The following is a 19,051-nucleotide window of genomic DNA, read 5'->3' as shown; positions in this document are numbered from 1 at the left end:
GATGTAATACCTCCGTTATTATCGTATTCTTAATCTCCGAACCTTTTCACGCCATATAGGCTCAGACCATCATCCGGTACTCCTGCTTCCACCTGCGCACCATCTCAGCCGCGCCGCTCATCCGTTTGATGGGATCCTTTTTAAATAATGCCCTCAGGGCTCTGACTTCCTCTGCCTGTCCTGCCTCCAGCGCGGCCAGGTCTATCTCCTCGCTCCACTTTCTCTTACGCTCATCCGTGAACACGGACTGGTACTTGTCCTTCACATCCAGCTCCGGCGCAAAGACAGTAAGAAAATAAACGCGTTTTAACAGAGCATCATCCTTTCCCAGCTCATAGGCCTTGTCATAGCATCCCAGGGCCTTGTGAAACTGGAACATCATGGCGTAGCAGGCGCCCAGGTTGTTGTAGACCTTTGCCAGAAACAGGTCCTCCACCACCTTGTCCCTGGGATATTCCAGAATCTTCCCATACCTGGCCGCCGCCTTGCCGTACTGCTGCTGTCCGAACATATAATCCGCCCTCTGCTTTTCATACTGGGCCGGATGCAGGGCCCGCAGGGCCGCTGTGGTCTGCTTGAATTTCTGTATTTCCTTGTCACTGTAATAATCGCATTCCGACAGGAACAGGGCCAGGACCTCCTCCGGTCTGGTGCCGGTTTCCACCAGCTTCTCCATTCGGCCTGCCAGATAATCCATATCCAAATCCCTGCGGATAAAATCAATTAACAGGTCATCCAGGAAATCATCCATCACCAGAACCGGATGGTTGTATACTATATAACACAGCTCCTGTGAGGAGTGGATATGGATTCCCAGCACATCGATATAATACGGATGTTTCACAGGTTCCTGCCTGCAAAGTATCAGGCTCATAAATTCACCTCTTGTTTCACCACCGCGCCGGAGGATGGGAACAGCTCCCCGAATCCCTTGTCGCGGATAGACATTGTCATGGTACCCTCATCTGTAAAAGCCACCTTAAGCTCAATCCGGGTGGTCTTTGGAGGGCGTTCCGGAAATCCGGTCAGCGGAATCCTAACCAGCTTTTTCTTTTTGGAGTCCAGCGGACTGATGGTAAACTCAATCTCCTTCTGTCCGTCCACAATCAAATCCATGGAGCTTTTGGATTCATACCAGTTGTCGCCGTAGGAAGCAACCACCAGCTGGTTTTCCCGCCCTCTGCGCATGACCTTTAAGGACACCTCCGCCTTAAGCCTTCCCTCGCAGATAAATACATAGGGATAGGAAGTCTCCTGATGGGTGTAGTCAGCGCCCTTGAAAGCTGCCCCCCTGGCAAAGAGACAGGACTCCACAAATACCTTTCTCCGGTTGCAGATTAACCGCATAAATCCACCGGCCCAGTCCTGGCGCTCAAACCCCTTACCCGTCAGAAACACCGTCGAAAACAGCTTCCTGTTTAAAAGCTTCTCTCCGCAGGCCGTCAGTATCTTATCTGCCAGACGGCTGCCTGAGGGCGAATCCAGGATATCCAGGTTAAATGCCTCCTCCTGGTTCTGGGCCTCTGCCTGGACCATGTTGCGCCGCATGCCCCTCTGCACCTTCATCTCATAATAGCACAGGCGTTCGCTGGACAGCTCAAACAGTCCCACCTGATTGGTCCACAGCTCTTTTTTCTGGCTCAGAACATAGTATATGAAGCCCTCAGTATGGCTGATTACATGGACCCTGTCCCTTGGTATCTCCAGATAGTCGGCACAGTACATCAGGGTGTCAAGCAGCCTGCAGTCCACGCTCTGAAGAGTGATGACCAGCTGCGCCACCTCATCTGTCCCGTATTCCTTCCTGGGATACCCTAACATCTTCTCTATGAACAGCTTAAGCAGCGTACCGCCGCCGTAGCAGATGCCTCCGATGGTGGATGTCCCATCCTTGGCCGCCATCTTAAGAAGCTTATCCACGATAACGCCCTCTCCCAACAGGGTGGCCGCATAGGCCTCCTCCCCTGAGAGCCAGACTTCCTCTTCCTTCCTCCGGCAGATGACCGTAGGAATGGTCCACGACTTTTCTTTATCATAACAGCATATCTGGGTATAGTCGTCATTTAAATCCAGACCAATCACTAGACCGTCCATAGACAGTTCCTCCATTACTCCATGGGAAACAGCCTGCCAAGCGCCGCTGACTTCTTGAGATAGTCTTCCATCGCGTTTAAAAGCCTGCTGTCATCCCTGTCTTTGATTGCTGCTCCCATCTCGTTCAGGCAGGCAAAACGGCTGTTCTCCTTTCCCTCCAGCTTATGGTCGCACTCCACCTGTCCCTCTGCCGCAAGCCTGCGGTGTCCGTCCAGATAGTCATATATCCTGTACTCCATGATTTCTCCCTCAAAGAGTACCTTTTGTTTCACAAAAATCCCCTGGTATACACGGCGGATGTCCTCGCTGTGAAATCCTGTTTCCTCCGGCAGAATTCTCACCTGAAGCTCCGGATGAGCGTCCTTCCTGCCCCTGTACTCCACCATGGCCTTGTCCATGATGTCCTCCGGCACCGGAATATGCTTTGACAGCTCCCTGGTATATGGGAATACCAGCCCTTCCTCCAAAAGCAGGGATGTCATGGTCTTTAACAGCTCCGCATCCCCCTCCTCCACCTTGTCCAGCGTGGAAAAATACCGCGTCAGGGCCAGCAGGTAGATAGTAGGCATCCTGTCCTTGTCAAAGGTATTTCCCACTGCCTGCTTCAGATATTCAAACACCCTCTGGTCCATATCCTTTTCTTCCAGGAAGTACTGGACGCTCTTCTGGGTAAAATACGCCTTCACCACCATTTCCTTGGCGGTCTTGCGCTTCATGTACAGCTCAAACACGGAATCCATCTGGTCGCAGCAGCCGGTAAACAGCATCTGCCCCAGCAGCCGCTCCTCCAGGTCATAAGTCTCCACATGCTCCCTGACGCCCTGAATCAGCACCTCATACATCTGGGATACTGTTCCGTTGAAATGCTCACACAGATAGTCCAGGATCACGCTGTCATAGCAACCCTGCCTGAACACCTGATGGGACAGACCCAGAAGCAGGTCGTCCTGGTCAAACAGGTTCATCAGTATAGTCTTGGTGCACAGCTTCATCAGCCGCGGCGTGGATATATACTGGCTTCCGTAATCCCGAATCATGTTATAAGCTTCCCGCATATAATTCTGGCTGATTAGGGTCTCGCATATCTGCTGCCTTTGCCTGGCAGCCATGGGCCTTTTATCAATCTGCACCAGATAGGCACAGTTAAATACACCGTCGCCGTCCTTATCCTCAGACGCCTTCTGACAGTAATAATCCGTCACCGCCTGCATCAGCCTGCCCTCAAAGACAGGGCTCAAATGCATCTGCGTCACGATCTCTTCCAACAGTGCAGCCTGCTCGTCCGTCTCCACCCCGCGGTTCACAATGTCCCTGCATTCGGAAAGCTTGAGCATGGGATGGTCCGGATACACCTCATAGCACTGGGCCAGCAGCTCCGGGCGGTCCATGACAGGCAGCTTCCAGTGCTTCACGTCCAGATACCGGTTGCCGTATGCATCCTGGAACAGAAGGACGCTGCGGTCGGAAAACAGGGGCACATAAGCAGACTGGTTTTCCAGTAGAAATGCTTCCTCGTCCTCCAGCTCCTCATAGCGGACAATGACATACTTCATTCTGGAATCCCCGCACCGGATGCGGCAGGACTTAAGGATGCCCGGAAGAACCCTGGCCACCCGGCTGTCTATCATATCCTTATAAATCATGTGCTCGTAAATAACGGCCAGGGAGCGGTTGATTCTGGACTGGAACAGCTGTTCCATGGCAAACTGCTCCATATGCCTGGTGTAATTTTGGTACAGCTCCGCGGAAGGGTTCATGTATTCCAATATGTTCCGGTAGAGCACCTGGCGGCTGTGCCTGTCCAAATCCTTATCATAGGAGAAATACAGCAGCACCTCCCTAGGCAGCAGATGTCCGTAATCCTCCGGCAGGGAATAAAGAAAATACTCATATAGCCTGGTCAGGTTTATGCCCTGTTCCAGGGCCTTCTCATACCAGGCGAATGCGTCCCTTTCCTTACAGTCCCCTTTGATGAGCAGGCTGCACACGGCCTCCAGAACCGCCTGCTCCTCATATGTCTGGTACAGCTTTGCAAATAAGCGTTCCACCAGCTTCCTGTAATGCTTAATCCCCAGTGCCAGTCCCGCCGCCCTCAGGGCGGTTAAACGGCTGACGATTCCCTTCTGTACGCCCAGATACAGAGCCTGTATCTCAAAATCTCCCAGGCGCACAAACAAATCCGGGTGGGCTTCCATCAGGCGGCAGGCCGATGCATAGAGGAACGGGCTGCTGCAGCCCTGATTGAAAAGGGATGCCATGGACCGGTACAGCTCCAGAGGATTCTGGGCCATGGTTTCGTCTAACTTCATCAGCATCAGGAAGAGGTACGGCCGTATCTCCCCATCCTCCCACAAAAGCTTGCGTAAATAGCGGACCAGGGATTCCTTCTGCTGGACAGACGGCTTGATTTCCAGACGAAGATACTGGTAGAAGCAGTATAATTCCACCTGCTCTTCCCTGTGGGCCAGCACATGGTCCCTGGCATCGTCTAAAGCCAGGGAGGCGTTGTCCTCCCTGCCGTTTAATATAAGAAGCTCTGCCTGTATCAGTTTGGCCCTCTCATCCCCCGGAAAATCCGACCTGAGATGCTCTGTCTCCTTCATCATCTGGTTTAAGAAAAGGGCCGGCTCATAAACCCCTGCCTCATAGTCCAGGCGCAGAGATAAGTATTTATATAAGCTCCCATGGTCCATGAACCGATCCGTTCCGGATTCACGCTCCGCGCTTCCGGCTGCATGATGCCTCTCCGCCTCCACGAAAATAAGAAATTCCTCCCGCAGGGATTTAATGCGGATGCACCCAAAATTCCTTCCTCTGTGAAGCCCGGACGGAACAATGCGGTATCCTACCCTGCACCGGCCCTGGACAAAATCCTGGTCCGTAATCCGGAAAGTCCCCAGTTCAATGAAGGAAGCGTCCGCGGTTATGTCCGCCGTCACATACCCCCAGGTTCCTGCTGCTATATCTATATAATCTTCTGCGATTCCTGTCAGATTCTCATAGGTCCTGGTTCCGGTCTCCAGCGTAAGCTTTACCGGTTCCTTCACCTGCAGGGCCACCAGGAATTCCTCCAGAAGATTCCTCCTGCCCGCCCTTCCCATTAACCCGTCATAGATGGTACGGACCCGGGAATCCTGCATGAAGGGGGCCTCTGTAAAATCCTGGTATTCAAAAATCCTCAGCGCCTTTTCCAGGTCCTTCTTGGCCAGCAGGGCAAAGTCCCTGGGAGTCTTTAAATTTCCCAGAACCTCCCCTGAATCACCGGCCTGTACGCGCAAAGAATAAGGAATCTCCCTCTCACCACCATTGGTGACCAGGTAAAAAGATCCCTTGATTTCGTCCCCATGCTCTGAAAAACCCACGTTGACTTCATATATAATCCGGTTGCGAAGCCCGCCAAAGGCGCTGTTCACCACCCGGACCCTTTCATGGCTGGAATACACCAGCCCTTTTATATGCAGGTTATTGCCGCTGCTCACCAATATCTCGCCACGGATGACCTCACCCGCAGGAACCGAAGCCTCTACCCGATCCGGTGTCAGCACCAGCTCCGGCGAACCATTGTCAATGATTCCCCTGGCCAGACGGTTAATACGTTCCCTCATAGTACCACCTGTATCTTTATCCTTCTGTGTAAAATGTCCACACTCACGTAACATGATATCACATTTCAGGTGGTTTTAAAAGTTTTAATTACATCTTTTGTTCAAACCATGGGTTCCATGTTCTTCCATTTCTCCTTTGTCCTCCCCTCCCCGGCCTGTACCGCCGCACAAGTGCCGCCAAACCGAACTGATTTCAAAAGGAACTTGATAAACACTTCCAAAATTGTTATGATATATAAAAATGCATTTTTGTGTTTCTACTATTAAGAAAAAGGACGGAATGGATTATGACAACCAATGAAAAAGCACTGCTGCTCCATGAGGAATGGAAGGGAAAACTTGAAACCACATCAAAGGCAAAGGTGGCATCCAGGGAAGACCTGGCCCTTGCTTATACCCCAGGCGTTGCCGAGCCCTGCAAGGTGATTGCCGGTAACCCGGAGGCAGCTTACCGGTACACCATCAAATCCAACACCATTGCCGTTGTCTCCGACGGAAGCGCCGTACTGGGCCTGGGCAACATAGGCCCCCTGGCAGCCATGCCGGTCATGGAGGGCAAGGCAGTGCTCTTTAAGGAATTCGGCGGCGTCAACGCATTCCCCATCTGCCTGGATACCCAGGACACCCAGGAAATCATTGAGACGGTTGTGCGCATTGCCCCTGCCTTTGGCGGCGTCAACCTGGAGGACATCTCCGCCCCCAGATGTTTTGAGATAGAGGAAGCATTAAAAGAGAGGCTGAGCATTCCCGTATTCCATGACGACCAGCACGGCACTGCCATCGTGGTCCTGGCCGGTGTCATCAACTCCCTCAAGCTGACCGGCAAAAAGAAGGAAGATTGTTACGTGGTAGTAAACGGCGCCGGTTCCGCGGGCATTGCCATCACAAAGCTGCTGCTGACCTATGGATTTGCCCATGTTACCATGTGCGATAAGAGCGGTATACTAAACAAGGGCGCAAAAGGCCTTAACTGGATGCAGGAAAAGATGATGGACGTGACCAACTTAGAGCACAGGACCGGTACCCTGGCAGATGCCATGAAGGGCGCTGACATATTCGTCGGCGTATCTGCTCCCGGAATCGTGACCCAGGACATGGTAGCATCCATGAATAAGGACGCCATTCTCTTTGCCATGGCAAACCCTGTTCCGGAAATCATGCCTGACCTGGCAAAGGCTGCCGGGGCACGTGTGGTCGGGACCGGCCGTTCCGACTTCCCCAACCAGGTAAACAACGTGGTGGTATTCCCCGGAATCTTTAAGGGCGCACTGGAAGGCCGCGCTCCCTCTATCACCGAGGAAATGAAGCTGGCTGCCGCCGAAGCCATTGCCGGACTGGTGGATGAAACGGATTTAAGCGACGAGAATATACTTCCCGAAGCCTTTGACCCCCGCGTGGCGGACGTGGTCAGCAGCGCGGTAAAGGACCACATTAGAAAATAATAAGAAAACCCTGATGGAGTGTGTATGATATGCTGACTGAACCTATGACCTTGTACAAACTGATGAATCTCTATATGTTGAAGCAGGTGAACTTCCCCCTGACCAATGCCCAGCTCACCAACTTTTTCACAGAGCATGAATACACCACCTATTTTACCCTCCAGCAGGCCTTAAATGAGCTGGAAGACGCCGGCCTGGTGCACAAGGAGGCCAGCCACAACAGCACCCGGTATGACATCACCAAGGAGGGCGAGGAAACCCTTAACTTCTTTGGCAAGAACATATCCTCTGCCATCATTGAGGACATGGACCATTACCTTAAGGAGAATAAGTTCCGTCTCCGGGAGGAGGTGGGCACCACGGCCGACTTCTACAAGGGGACCAATCAGGACTACATTGTCCACTGTGAGGTCCGGGAGAATAAGACGACCCTGATTCGGCTGGATTTGTCCGTCCCTGACAGGGAGCAGGCCGAATCCATGTGCAATACCTGGAAAACAAAAAGCCAGGAAATCTATGCCCACGTCATGCGGTCACTTTTATCCTGACTTTTATCCATGCCTGCCCTATCAGTCCATTACCTGTACCGATTAAAAAGAAAGCTGTTCCAATAACATTTCCAAAATCTGCCGGGCATTTGAGTCCGGCTTTTTTTCGCATATGTCGTAGATGGTTGCCGCCAGCCTGAAATTCTCTCCCAGATTCTGGATGACCCATTCTCTGGACTCACCTGCTTTTCTAAGGCGTAATATTTTCGCTATCAGGAACAAATACTCCTTCTCCTGCTCCGGACCGTTAATCAGATGGGCTTCCGCCTTAGGAGCCTCCGGCTTGGCCGCCGGATGTCCGCCATACTTAGCTGCCTTTGGCGCGCCCTCAGCCAATTCTGCCCGGACGGCTTCCTTGGCAGCCCGGTTCTGGCCGGCTGTCTTTCCCGCCTTCTGCTTATAGCGCTTCTGCTGCTTTTCATACTTGCTGACCCTGGTCTTCTCCCTCTGGATGGCGGCTGCTCCGGGCGTGCCGTATCCATGTTCCAGCCAGATAGTCTCCACCTCATATTTTCCGTCCTCAATGGTCATCACTGCCATGGAAAGGGGCAGGGTAAAACGCTTATAACCGCAGCTTCCCGGGTTCAGCCAAAGCCTTCCGCTGATTTCCTGCTGATAGTACATATGGGAATGGCCGAATATGACCACCTGTATATCCTTAAGCATACTGGGAATATCCACACGTTCGTGGGCCATGATGAATTTTACCCCGCCGATTTCAAACCGGTTCACCAGGCCAAGGCCCCCCGACCATCCCCTGTCATTATTGCCCCTTACCGCATACAGGGGCTGGTCCACATTCAGCTTGTGATACAGCATCTGATTGTCAAAATCCCCTGCATGGACAATCACATCGCAGGTTTCAAGAATCCTCTCCACCTCCGGCCGGAGCACTCCATGGGTGTCTGCCATGACAGCCACCCGTATTGGTCCCGTTTCCATTACATAATACCTCCAGATACAGCCGGACGCGTCTGGATTACCATTCCGCCCGCTGTCTTATTTTTCATTCATACCCTTATATATTATACGATAAATGCCGGATAAGTCGATTTGAATCAGATGCGAGTCTCCGATGTTTCGTCAATACGTATGCATTTCCTTAATCTTACCGGAGGCCGGCTTCAGGACCACAGGGATACGGGCAGCCTACATGCTCCCCTCTATAAGGTCCCATATATCATCCCTGCCCTGCTTTGTCTCTGCCGAGAAAGGAATGATGATGCCGTCCTTTTCCATCCCAAGGCCTTCCCGCACCATCTTCACGTGTTTTTGTATCTGGCTGCGGTTAATCTTGTCCAGCTTGGTGGCAATGATGACGGGGTGGTATCCGTTGAAGATAATCCATTCATACATCAGCTTGTCGTTGGCTGAGGGCTCGTGGCGGATATCGATGAGCAGGAACACCATCTTGAGCATCTGGGAATTCCTGAGATACCGCTCTATCATCTTGCCCCATTTTTCCTTGACCTCAACCGCTATCTTGGCATAGCCGTAACCCGGCAGATCCACGTAATACAATGTTCCGTTAATGTTGTAAAAATTGATGGTCTGGGTCTTGCCCGGCTGCGAGGAGGTTCTTGCATAGGCCTTGCGGTTCATCAGCGCATTGATGAGGGATGATTTCCCCACATTGGACTTGCCCGCAAATGCAAACTCCGGCAGTGTATTCTCCGGCAGCTTGCTGGTCACGCCGCATACTGTCTCCAGATTCACGTCTCTTATAATCATATTTGTTTCTCCTAATTCATATCCGTTCGCCGTAACTTGTCACCGGCCCTCCCGGAGCCCGCTCAGAACCAGCCTCATCCGCGCTTTAAACAAACGCCTCCGAGACCACATCCTCCATGGCCTTTACATACACGATGTCCAGTCCATTGGTGATTTCTTTGGACAGCTCCGCCATATCCGGCCGATTCTTGTCAGGTACCAGTACCTTCTCTATATGGGCCATCTTGGCTGCCAGTATCTTTTCTTTCAGTCCTCCGATGGGCAGGACCCGTCCCCGGAGGGTTATCTCCCCGGTCATGGCCACCTTGGCCTGGACGCTTTTACCTGTCACCGCGGACAGCATGGCTGTGGCCATGGTGATTCCCGCAGATGGTCCGTCCTTTGGCACTGCCCCTTCCGGGATATGGATGTGGATGTCGTGCTTCTCAAAATAATCGTCGGCAATCCCATATTCCGGGCATACGGACCGCACATAGGTCAGGGCTGTCTGGGCGGATTCCTTCATCACATCTCCCAGCTGTCCGGTCATCAGAAGGCTTCCCTTGCCCGGTATCACATTGACTTCTATCTGAAGGGTATCGCCTCCCACACTGGTCCAGGCCAGGCCGCGCACAATGCCGATTTCATCTTCCTCATTGGCATTCTCAAAGGTCACCTTTTCCTTGCCAAGGTATTTCTCCAGATTGCTCTCCGTAATCTTGATGGATTTCTTCTTATCCTCCAGGAACTGTCTGGCTGCCTTGCGGCACACATCCCCGATGCGGCGCTCCAGATTCCTGACGCCTGCTTCCCTGGTGTAGTTGTGTATGATTTTTTCCAGGCTCTTATCGGAAAATGTAATCTGACTGTCCTTCAGGCCGCTGCGCTCCATCTGCTTTGACACCAGGTAGTCCCTGGCTATGTGAAACTTCTCATTTTCCGTGTAGCTGTTGACCTCAATCAGTTCCATACGGTCCAGCAGAGGGCCCGGTATGGTCTGGGTGGTATTGGCCGTCGCAATAAACAGGACCTGGGACAGGTCAATGGGCAGTTCCACATAGTGGTCCCTGAATTTCACATTCTGTTCCCCGTCCAGTACCTCCAAAAGCGCGGAGGAGGTATCGCCCTTGTAATCGCTGCTGACCTTGTCAATCTCATCCAGAAGCATCAGCGGATTGCTCACACCGGCCTGACGCATGCCTTCCACGATACGGCCGGGCATGGCGCCCACGTAGGTTTTCCTGTGTCCCCTGATTTCCGCCTCGTCCCGGACACCTCCCAGGCTGATGCGCACGTATTTCTTATTCAGGGCCCTTGCCACGGATCGGGCAATGGATGTCTTGCCGGTCCCGGGAGGTCCCACCAGACAGATGATAGGGCTGGTGCCCTTCTTAGTCAGGGCGCGGACAGCCAGGTATTCCAGGATTCTCTCCTTTACCTGCTCCAGTCCATAGTGGTCCTCGTTGAGTATCTTCTCGGCATGTTTGATGTCGTCATTGTCCTTGGACATCTTCTTCCAGGGCAGGTCCAGCAGAGTTTCCACATAGGTGCGCAGCACATTGGCCTCCTGGCTTCCAGCCGGCATATTGCGGAAACGCTCAATCTCTTTGTAGAGCTTTTCCTTTACTTCCTTGTCAGCCTTCAGTGCATCCAGCTTCTTCTGGTATTCGTCTGCGTCCGACACAGCGTCCTCTCCCAGCTCCTGGCGGATGACCTTCATCTGCTCCCTGAGGATGTATTCCTTCTGGTTCTGGTCGATATCGGCCTTTACCTTTTCCTGAAATTCCTTCTTAATCCTGTATATCTCCATCTCAGTCAGCAGAGTGTGCATCACTACCTCATACCTGGCCGACAGAGAGCTGTTCTCCAGCACGGTCTGGCGGATGGTATAATCCCATGGCAGCTGAATGGCAATCTGGTCCAGCATCTCATTCAGATCTGTAATAATCAACAGATTGGGCAGAATTTCCTTTGTAATCTTGGAATTAACCCTTCCATATTCTTCCAGCTTGTCCTTCAGGATGCGCAGCATAGCCTCCTGAGTCAGGTTGTCCAGGTCCTCCTCCGATTCTATGGGGGCAATCTCGCCCATCATGGCCGGTCCCTCGGCCTCCAGACACAGAAGCTCGGCGCGCTCCAGTCCTTCCACCAGCACACGTACCACCTTGCCCGGCAATTTCACCAGCTGCTTCACCACTGCGATAGTACCTGCCTGGAACAAATCCCCCTGCTCCGGCTCCACAATTTCAGGATGTCTCTGGGCCACAAGAAACAGTTTCTGGTCTCCCACCATGGCCCGCTCTACGGCTGCCACTGATTTCGGTCTGTTTATATCGAAATGCAATACCATACCCGGAAGTATGGTCAGACCCCTGAGGGCCACCACGGGCATCGTAATCACTTGTTCTCCCATTCTCAATCTTCACCTCTTGTATCTTAACCATTTAAAAGCCGCTGCAATGCAGGTGCCGGACCGGCCGGAAAACAGGCCTTCTGGTCCGGGTCATATCTGATTTGCAGCGGCCCTTTCTTTCTTCTAAATTGTCACAGGAGCATGACAGCCTACGCAATTTCTCCTGTCTTGCTGTCCCCTCTAAGCCGTTCTGACAACGGTTTTCGGGCAGATGCAGGAGGCATGTCGCGGTATACTAATTCCGGCTGTCCTGCTTTTCTCACTACGTCTCTGGTAATGGTACAGATTCCGATAGAATCGTCGGACGGAATCTCATACATAAGGTCCATCATCACTGATTCAAGGATAGAGCGCAGTCCTCTGGCGCCAATCTTGCGGTCTACTGCCAGCTGTGCAATTTCCTCCAGAGCCTCCTGGGTGAATTCCAGCTTCACATTGTCCAGCTCAAACAGCTTCTGGTACTGTCTCATCAGGGCATTTTTCGGCTCTGACAGGATGCGCACCATGGCGTCCTTTGTCAGCTGTTCCAGAGAAACCATCACCGGCACACGGCCTATGAACTCGGGAATCAGCCCGAACTTGGTCAAATCCTTTGGCTCCACCTTCTTGAGCAGCTCATCGATGTTCAGGTCGTTCTTATTTGCCACCTCGGCGTTGAAACCAATGGAACCGGCGCTGATGCGCTGCTCCACAATCTTCTCCAGGCCATCAAAGGCACCGCCGCAGATAAACAGGATGTTGGTGGTATCAATCTGAAGAAGCTCCTGGTGCGGATGCTTCCTGCCGCCCTGAGGCGGAACGCTGGCAACTGTACCCTCCAGAATCTTGAGAAGCGCCTGCTGGACGCCCTCGCCTGAAACATCCCTGGTGATGGATACATTTTCGGACTTCTTGGTAATCTTATCAATCTCGTCAATATATATAATGCCGTATTCGGCACGGGAGATGTCATAATCAGCTGCCTGGATAAGCTTTAACAGAATGTTCTCCACATCCTCGCCCACATATCCGGCCTCTGTCAGTGCAGTAGCGTCTGCAATGGCAAAGGGAACATTGAGAATCTTAGCCAGGGTCTGGGCCAGATAGGTCTTACCTGAGCCAGTGGGCCCTACCATGAGGATGTTGCTCTTCTGCACATCCACGTCCATGTTCTGGCATGCCGTCACCCTCTTGTAGTGATTGTAAACCGCAACGGACAACACCTTCTTGGCGTCATCCTGTCCGATGACATATTCGTCTAAAAATGCTTTGATTTCCTTTGGCTTCAGAAGACGTATATCGGCCAGTGCAGGGCTCCCCCCTTCATCCTGGCCTTCCAGCTCCTCTTCCAGAATCTCAGAGCACAATTCTATGCACTCGTCACAGATATACACATTGTTGTTGCCCGCTCCGGCAATCATCTTTCGTACCTGATCCTGTGTCCTTCCGCAGAAGGAGCACCGAATCGTGTCATCTGGTCTCATTGGCATACGATACCTAACCTTTCATATCCTTTACTTGCTGTTTTACGTTACCGGCCTGATGCCTTAGCGCCGCAGCACTAATGATGTGCGATGATTTCATCAATAAGGCCGTATTCCTTGGCCTCCGATGCAGACATGTAATTGTCACGCTCCGTATCGCGCTCAATCACTTCCAGGGGCTTCCCTGTGTTTGCTGCCAGGATTTCGTTTAATTTCTTTCTTGTCTTTAAGATATTCTCCGCCACAATTTTAATCTCTGTGGCCTGACCCTTGGCCCCGCCGGAAGGCTGATGAATCATGATTTCAGCATTAGGCAGAGCGAAACGCTTGCCTTTGGCGCCTCCGGAAAGAAGGAATGCGCCCATGCTGGCTGCCATGCCGATACAGATGGTAGACACATCGCACTTAATATAGTTCATGGTGTCATAGATGGCAAATCCCGCAGATACAGAACCGCCCGGGCTGTTGATATACAGATGGATATCCTTGCCTGGGTCCTCTGACTCCAGGAATAAGAGCTGTGCCACCACAAGGCTTGCGGACACATCGTTTACTTCCTCGCCCAGGAATATAATCCTCTCCTTCAGTAATCTTGAATAGATGTCATAAGAACGCTCGCCGCGGCTGGTCTGCTCAATGACATAAGGTACTAAACTCATTTAACCATCCTCCTAGTTATGAGCACTTAGTGTCTGTCTTTCAGACACTTACGTGCGATATATGTCACTGGCACTTGACGAGGTATTTCGCGAGTCTAGTGCAGTGGCTAGTTCACTTATAAGAAACCAGGGAGATTCAAAGCCAGTTAAATAAGCGCTGTGAACCCCCCGTATCATATGTGAATTATACCAGTTTTGCTTCTGCCACCAGGAAATCAACAGCTTCCTGAACAGCAATATCTTCCTTCATCTGGTCCTTATCACGGTCTGACATATAACCCTTTAACTTGTCAGCCTCCATCTGGTAAGCGGCCGCCATCTTGGCAATCTCCTCATCCAGTCTCTCGTCGGAAACCTGCAGGTTCTCAGCCTTTACAACTTCCTCAAGCACCAGTCTGGTCTGGATTCTCTTTAAGGCCTGCGGCTTCATCTGCTCTCTCATCTGCTCCATGGTCATGCCAGTATACTTCAGGTACAGATCCATGGACAGACCCTGGCTCTCCATACGGCGGGCTGTTTCCTGAACCATGTTGTCAATCTGGCCTTCCACCATCCTGTCAGGAATCTCCATGGAAGCGCCTGCCACTACTTTGTCAACTACACGGTTCTCGTTTTCGGAAGCAGCTTCTTTCTGCTTTCTCTCAAGAACCTTTGTCTCAATATCCTTCTTGTATTCATCCAGAGTGTCAAATTCAGAAACCTCTCCTGCAAACTCATCATCCAGTTCCGGAAGTTCCTTTACCTTGATTTCCTTTACAGTCACCTTAAAGGTTGCCGGCTTTCCGGCCAGTTCAGCTGCATGATACTCTTCCGGGAAGGTTACGTTAATCTCGCACTCTTCGCCAATGCTCTTGCCAACCAGCTGCTCCTCAAATGTATCGATGAAGGAATGGGAACCAATGGTCAATGGGTAATCAGCTGCCTTGCCGCCGTCAAATGTCTTGCCGTCAACAAATCCCTCGAAGTCAATGACTGTCTGGTCGCCGTCAGCAACCGGCCTGTCCTCTACAGTCAGAAGTCTTGCGTTCTGCTCCTGAACCTTCTTGAGCTCGGCTTCCACATCCTCCGGCTTAACAGCTGCATCCACCTTCTCTACCTCGATGCCCTTGTACTCGCCCAGGGTCACTTCCGGTCTTACGGCTACGGTTGCGGTATAGATGAACGGCTTGTCCTTGCCAATCTGCTCAACGGCAACTTCCGGTCTGGAAACGATCTCCAGTCCGCTTTCATTCATTGCCTCCATGCAGGTTGCGTTGATGGCTTCATCAGCAGCATCCTCATAAAAGATGCCTTCGCCATACATCTTTTCAATCATGGCGCGAGGTGCTTTGCCCTTACGGAAGCCTGGAATATTAAACTTGTTCTTACTCTTATTGAAGGCTTTTTTCATTGCATCCTCAAACTGCTCTGCGCTTAACTCTATTGTCAGTTTGGCCATGTTTTTTTCTAATTTTTCTACTTGTACACTCATTTTTACGGGTTCCTCCTTAAAATATATGTGGTTCGCCCATAATCCATGAGGGCGCTACACTTCAATGTACCATTATAGCATGCTCATTTTAAAAACACCAGCGTTTTTTACAAAAAAAACTTCCATTCCATCCCACATACACATGATATGGAACAGAACGGGAGTTTCCCTCGTCCGGATGCTATCCCCAGTTGTACTGGATCGCCGCTGCAATCTTCTGGGCCTGCTGGGAACCCTGAAGCAGGCGAATCAGTTCCAGTCCCATATCAAGGGCAAATCCCAGGCCCCTGCCGGTGGTGATGTTGCCATCCGTCACAACACCCTGGCTGGTGTAGGACACGCCTGTGAGCTGGTCCTCAAATCCCGGATAGCAGGTGGCCGTCCTGCCCTTTAAGAGCCCCATGCTCCCCAGGATGCTTGGCGCCGCGCAGATGGCCGCAATCCTTCTGCCCTGCTTGTTGGCACACTCCACAGCCGCTCCCAGACCCTTATGTGCTTTCAGATTGTTCGTTCCCGGCATTCCTCCGGGCAAAAACAGCACATCTGCCACATCCGGATCCACATCCTCAAACAGGGCGTCAGTCCCCAACTCAATTCCATGAGAACCAGTTACTTTCCTGTTCCCTGTAACAGACACCAGCGTCACCTCCACACCGGAACGCCGGAGCACGTCCACAACCGCAAGACATTCAACCTCTTCCAGTCCATCCGCAAGAAATGCATAAACCTTTGCCATAATAATCTCCCTTTCCGCCATTTACCGCATAGTAGTTTTATTTTATCATTTATCACTTTTCAGGAAAAGAGTTAAATGATATGATTGTAAAATGGAAAAAATGAAAATAGTTAGTAAAATCCACTAATCGACAATCACAGCAAGGAGGTTTTCCCATATGGAAATCGAACGTAAATTCCTGGTTCCCTGTCTTCCGGAGGGCTATGACACCCATCCCTTCCATCAGATTGAACAGGCCTATCTCTGCACTGACCCGGTGGTCCGCATCCGTCAGGAGGATGAGGACTTCTATCTCACCTATAAGGGCAGGGGGCTCCTGTCCAGGGAAGAATACAATCTTCCGCTGACCCGCGAAGCCTACTCCCACCTTCTGCCCAAGGCCGACGGCGTTATACTCACAAAAAAACGCTATCTCATCCCCCTGGATGACTCCGTCCATCTGACCATTGAACTGGACGTCTTCGAAGGCCGCTACGCCGGCCTCATTCTGGCCGAGGTGGAATTCCCCACCGAAGAAGAAGCCCTGTCCTTCCAGCCCCCAAAGTGGTTTGGGAAGGATGTTACGTTTACCAGGGAGTATCAAAATAGTAGGTTGGCTTGTGGGAGGTAGTAGATGCGGGGGAGGGGGAGGTTCCTCCGTCCGTGAGGGAAAGGGAGAGGGGGGAGTGGGATACGGCTGCGGGGCTAGTAGGGCTAAGCCTCCGGAAACCGGCTAAATGCAAGAGGCTGACTGACAAAACTCGCGGTCAGTCTCTTTCTGCCTTCAGGTATCGGGCTCAGACAGTTGTCAGTCAGCCTCTTAACGCCGGTTCCCGCAGACTAACCCCTACACGCCCCTGTAGATGCATCCCACTCCCCCCTCTCCCTTTCCCTCACCCACTACGTACCCATCGCTCCTGCATCACTTGCATCCATGGCGCAGATAAAACGAAAAAACAGATAGTCCTGCTGTCGCATCACTCCTTTTTTTGGTGAAGGGAGGTGCGTGGTGGGTGATTGAAATAAGGCTGGGGGATGTGGATGCATCTACAGGGGCGTGTAGTTCTTGGACGGTGGAAAGCGGCGTTAAGAGGCTGGCTGACAACTGTTTGAGCTCAGTACCTAAATATAAAAAGAGGCTTGGCCGCGAGTTTTGGCAGCCAGCCTCTTGTATTTAGCCGATTTTCAGCGTCCTAGAAATACTAGTCCCGCAGCCGTATCCACAGCCCCCAGACTTATTTCAATCACGGACGGAAACACCTAACTTACTTACTTCTTCTGAACATACTTCAAGCAGTCAAGTGTTACAGCGGTTATAATAATGATGCCCTCGAATACGAACTGAAGGTTTGTGTCAATACCGAGAATGGTAAGGGAGTAGATGAGTACGGTGAATATAAGTACGCCGACTACTACGCCTGAAATCTTACCGATACCGCCGGTAAAGGATACGCCGCCAACCACGCAGGCTGCGATTGCATCCATCTCCCAGCCCTGGCCGTAAGCAGCGGAGCCGGAACCTACCATTCTTGCGCATTCCAGCCAGGATCCGAATCCGTAAAGGATGCCTGCCAGAATGAATGCTCCCATGGTTACTCCGAATACGGAGATACCTGAAACAGCTGCTGCTTCCGGGTTACCGCCTACTGCGTATAAATTCTTGCCGAAGGTGGTCTTGTTCCAGATGAACCATACGATTACGATGGCAGCCACTGCCCACAGGATAATGGTTGGGAACCCGTTTATTTTTGGAATAATCATCTTTGGAATAGCCGGTTCAATGGCACCAAAGGATACACCCTTTGTGGCATATGTTACAAGTCCAAAAATGACCAGCATGTTGGCCATGGTTGAAATGAACGGATGCATCTTGAATTTAGCGGTAAAGAAACCTCCGATGGCCGTAAAGCATGTACATAAGATGATACACATTACCAGGGCAAATACCACTCTTACTCCAATGGGCATGCCTGTGAAGTCAAACACGTGTCCGAACACAGCGCCTGTGTTGATGCCCTGATGCATGATGATTGTCGCGGTGGTCATGCCCATACCAACCATACGTCCTATGGAAAGGTCCGTACCGGTAAGGAGGATGAGTCCAGCAACGCCCAGAGCCAGGAACATTCTCGGAGAAGCCTGCTGCAAGATATTTAAAACGTTATTATAGGTAAGCAGCTGAACATTCTTTATCACCGGCGCAGCGATACACAGTCCGATGAAAATCAGGATAATAGCGATATACAGTCCATTCTGCAGTAAGAATGTCCTGCGGTTGAATGTATATTTATAGTTCTCCCATTTCTGCGCCCTGGTCTCCATGAAGGTGAATTTAGACAGGCGGAGCATGTCAATCAGGTGATACTGCCAGACAAATGCCGCATGCCTTCTGTCCTTGATCCGCTGAAGCTCCTTGTCCAGGTCCATCTTTGCGTCAAACAGGCGGTTCTTATGAACATACTTCTCATCCTTTATCTCCTGATGGTCCGTAAGCTTTGAGAGGGTATTTTCATGTTCTTTGTTCAGTTCCGCAACTTTAATGTCGTATTTTTCCTTTGCAAGCGCTTTTTCCCGCTCACAGCTTTCCTTTAACGGCAGATAATAATCCTTATCAAAATGTGCCTTAAGGTAACTCTCCGCATCGGAGATTAATTTTGCAATCTCATCCTTGTTCTTTGACTCAACAGCCTTTGCTTTCTCCATCTCCGTGCTGTTAGCCGCAATTCTGTTTTCCCTTTCTTCCTTTGTAAGGGAACGGTCTCTCTTTGTTGCATCAATACTATTTTGCAGAGCGACTACCTTGTTTGTGCCGTCCGCTCTGAGACTGTCGATTTTTTTCTGAATTTCGCCAACATAATCCTCAATTGGCTGGCGCAGCCGCATTTCCTGTTCAGCCGTAAGAGTCTCATTGTTTCCTTTCGCCATATCCAT

14 protein-coding genes are annotated in these 19,051 nt (G+C 51.4%); 3 read left to right on the top strand and 11 right to left on the bottom strand.

Annotation, left to right across the window (positions count from 1 at the left end):
* Window positions 1-61: 61 nt before the first annotated feature.
* Genes G614_RS0113155 through G614_RS0113145 form a run of 3 tightly spaced genes read right to left on the bottom strand, consistent with a single transcriptional unit; the run spans window position 62 to window position 5,699 of the window.
* The gene (locus G614_RS0113155; RefSeq protein ID WP_027642323.1) at window positions 62-874 is read right to left on the bottom strand and encodes a tetratricopeptide repeat protein; all 813 of its coding nucleotides are present in this window, start codon (window positions 872-874) and stop codon (window positions 62-64) included.
* Window positions 871-2,094 (bottom strand): DUF5716 family protein, encoded by a 1,224-nt coding sequence (locus tag G614_RS0113150; RefSeq protein WP_027642322.1) that lies wholly within the window; start codon window positions 2,092-2,094, stop codon window positions 871-873. The genes G614_RS0113155 and G614_RS0113150 overlap by 4 nt, the downstream gene beginning before the upstream one ends.
* Before the next feature lie 14 nt (window positions 2,095-2,108).
* The gene (locus G614_RS0113145) at window positions 2,109-5,699 is read right to left on the bottom strand and encodes a DUF5717 family protein (RefSeq protein WP_027642321.1); all 3,591 of its coding nucleotides are present in this window, start codon (window positions 5,697-5,699) and stop codon (window positions 2,109-2,111) included.
* Between the two features lie 287 nt (window positions 5,700-5,986).
* On the opposite strand from G614_RS0113145, the gene G614_RS0113140 reads away from it, so the two are divergent.
* Window positions 5,987-7,141, top strand: coding sequence for an NAD(P)-dependent malic enzyme (locus G614_RS0113140; RefSeq protein WP_027642320.1), 1,155 nt, complete (start codon window positions 5,987-5,989; stop codon window positions 7,139-7,141).
* A 29-nt stretch (window positions 7,142-7,170) separates the two neighbouring features.
* On the top strand, window positions 7,171-7,689 hold the full coding sequence (locus tag G614_RS0113135; protein ID WP_027642319.1) for a DUF4364 family protein: 519 nt from the start codon (window positions 7,171-7,173) through the stop codon (window positions 7,687-7,689).
* A gap of 42 nt (window positions 7,690-7,731) precedes the next feature.
* On the opposite strand, the gene G614_RS0113130 is transcribed toward G614_RS0113135, so the two are convergent.
* The 7 genes from G614_RS0113130 to G614_RS0113100 all read right to left on the bottom strand — a co-directional run bounded on the left by G614_RS0113130 (window position 7,732) and on the right by G614_RS0113100 (window position 16,141).
* Window positions 7,732-8,631, bottom strand: coding sequence for a metallophosphoesterase family protein (locus G614_RS0113130; RefSeq protein ID WP_027642318.1), 900 nt, complete (start codon window positions 8,629-8,631; stop codon window positions 7,732-7,734).
* A gap of 207 nt (window positions 8,632-8,838) precedes the next feature.
* Window positions 8,839-9,420: a ribosome biogenesis GTP-binding protein YihA/YsxC gene (gene yihA / locus G614_RS0113125; RefSeq protein ID WP_027642317.1), complete on the bottom strand. Its 582-nt coding sequence runs from the start codon at window positions 9,418-9,420 to the stop codon at window positions 8,839-8,841.
* 85 nt (window positions 9,421-9,505) lie between these two features.
* Window positions 9,506-11,812 (bottom strand): endopeptidase La, encoded by a 2,307-nt coding sequence (gene lon / locus G614_RS0113120; protein WP_027642316.1) that lies wholly within the window; start codon window positions 11,810-11,812, stop codon window positions 9,506-9,508.
* A gap of 149 nt (window positions 11,813-11,961) precedes the next feature.
* Window positions 11,962-13,281 carry an ATP-dependent Clp protease ATP-binding subunit ClpX gene (gene clpX / locus G614_RS0113115; protein WP_027642315.1) on the bottom strand — a complete coding sequence of 440 codons (1,320 nt, stop codon included), beginning with the start codon at window positions 13,279-13,281 and terminating at the stop codon, window positions 11,962-11,964.
* Between the two features lie 71 nt (window positions 13,282-13,352).
* The gene (gene clpP, locus G614_RS0113110) at window positions 13,353-13,934 is read right to left on the bottom strand and encodes an ATP-dependent Clp endopeptidase proteolytic subunit ClpP (RefSeq protein ID WP_027642314.1); all 582 of its coding nucleotides are present in this window, start codon (window positions 13,932-13,934) and stop codon (window positions 13,353-13,355) included.
* A gap of 184 nt (window positions 13,935-14,118) precedes the next feature.
* Complete coding sequence (gene tig / locus G614_RS0113105) at window positions 14,119-15,405, bottom strand: trigger factor (RefSeq protein ID WP_027642313.1); 1,287 nt, start codon at window positions 15,403-15,405, stop codon at window positions 14,119-14,121.
* Between the two features lie 181 nt (window positions 15,406-15,586).
* On the bottom strand, window positions 15,587-16,141 hold the full coding sequence (locus tag G614_RS0113100) for a DJ-1 family glyoxalase III (protein WP_027642312.1): 555 nt from the start codon (window positions 16,139-16,141) through the stop codon (window positions 15,587-15,589).
* A 157-nt stretch (window positions 16,142-16,298) separates the two neighbouring features.
* Here G614_RS0113100 and G614_RS0113095 point away from each other — a divergent pair, with 157 nt between their 5' ends.
* A complete protein-coding gene (locus G614_RS0113095) occupies window positions 16,299-16,751 on the top strand; it encodes a CYTH domain-containing protein (RefSeq protein WP_027642311.1) in 453 nt (150 codons plus the stop codon).
* A 638-nt stretch (window positions 16,752-17,389) separates the two neighbouring features.
* Here G614_RS0113095 and G614_RS0113090 read toward each other — a convergent pair.
* Window positions 17,390-19,045 carry a galactose/methyl galactoside ABC transporter permease MglC gene (locus tag G614_RS0113090; protein WP_027642310.1) on the bottom strand — a complete coding sequence of 552 codons (1,656 nt, stop codon included), beginning with the start codon at window positions 19,043-19,045 and terminating at the stop codon, window positions 17,390-17,392.
* Between the last annotated feature and the right edge of the window lie 6 nt (window positions 19,046-19,051).

Source organism: [Clostridium] clostridioforme AGR2157, assembly GCF_000424325.1.
In the GTDB taxonomy this organism is placed as follows: Bacteria; Bacillota; Clostridia; order Lachnospirales; family Lachnospiraceae; genus Enterocloster; species Enterocloster clostridioformis_A.
The sequence above is the reverse complement of the archived record's forward strand: the minus strand, read 5'-3'. Positions and strand labels throughout refer to the sequence as shown.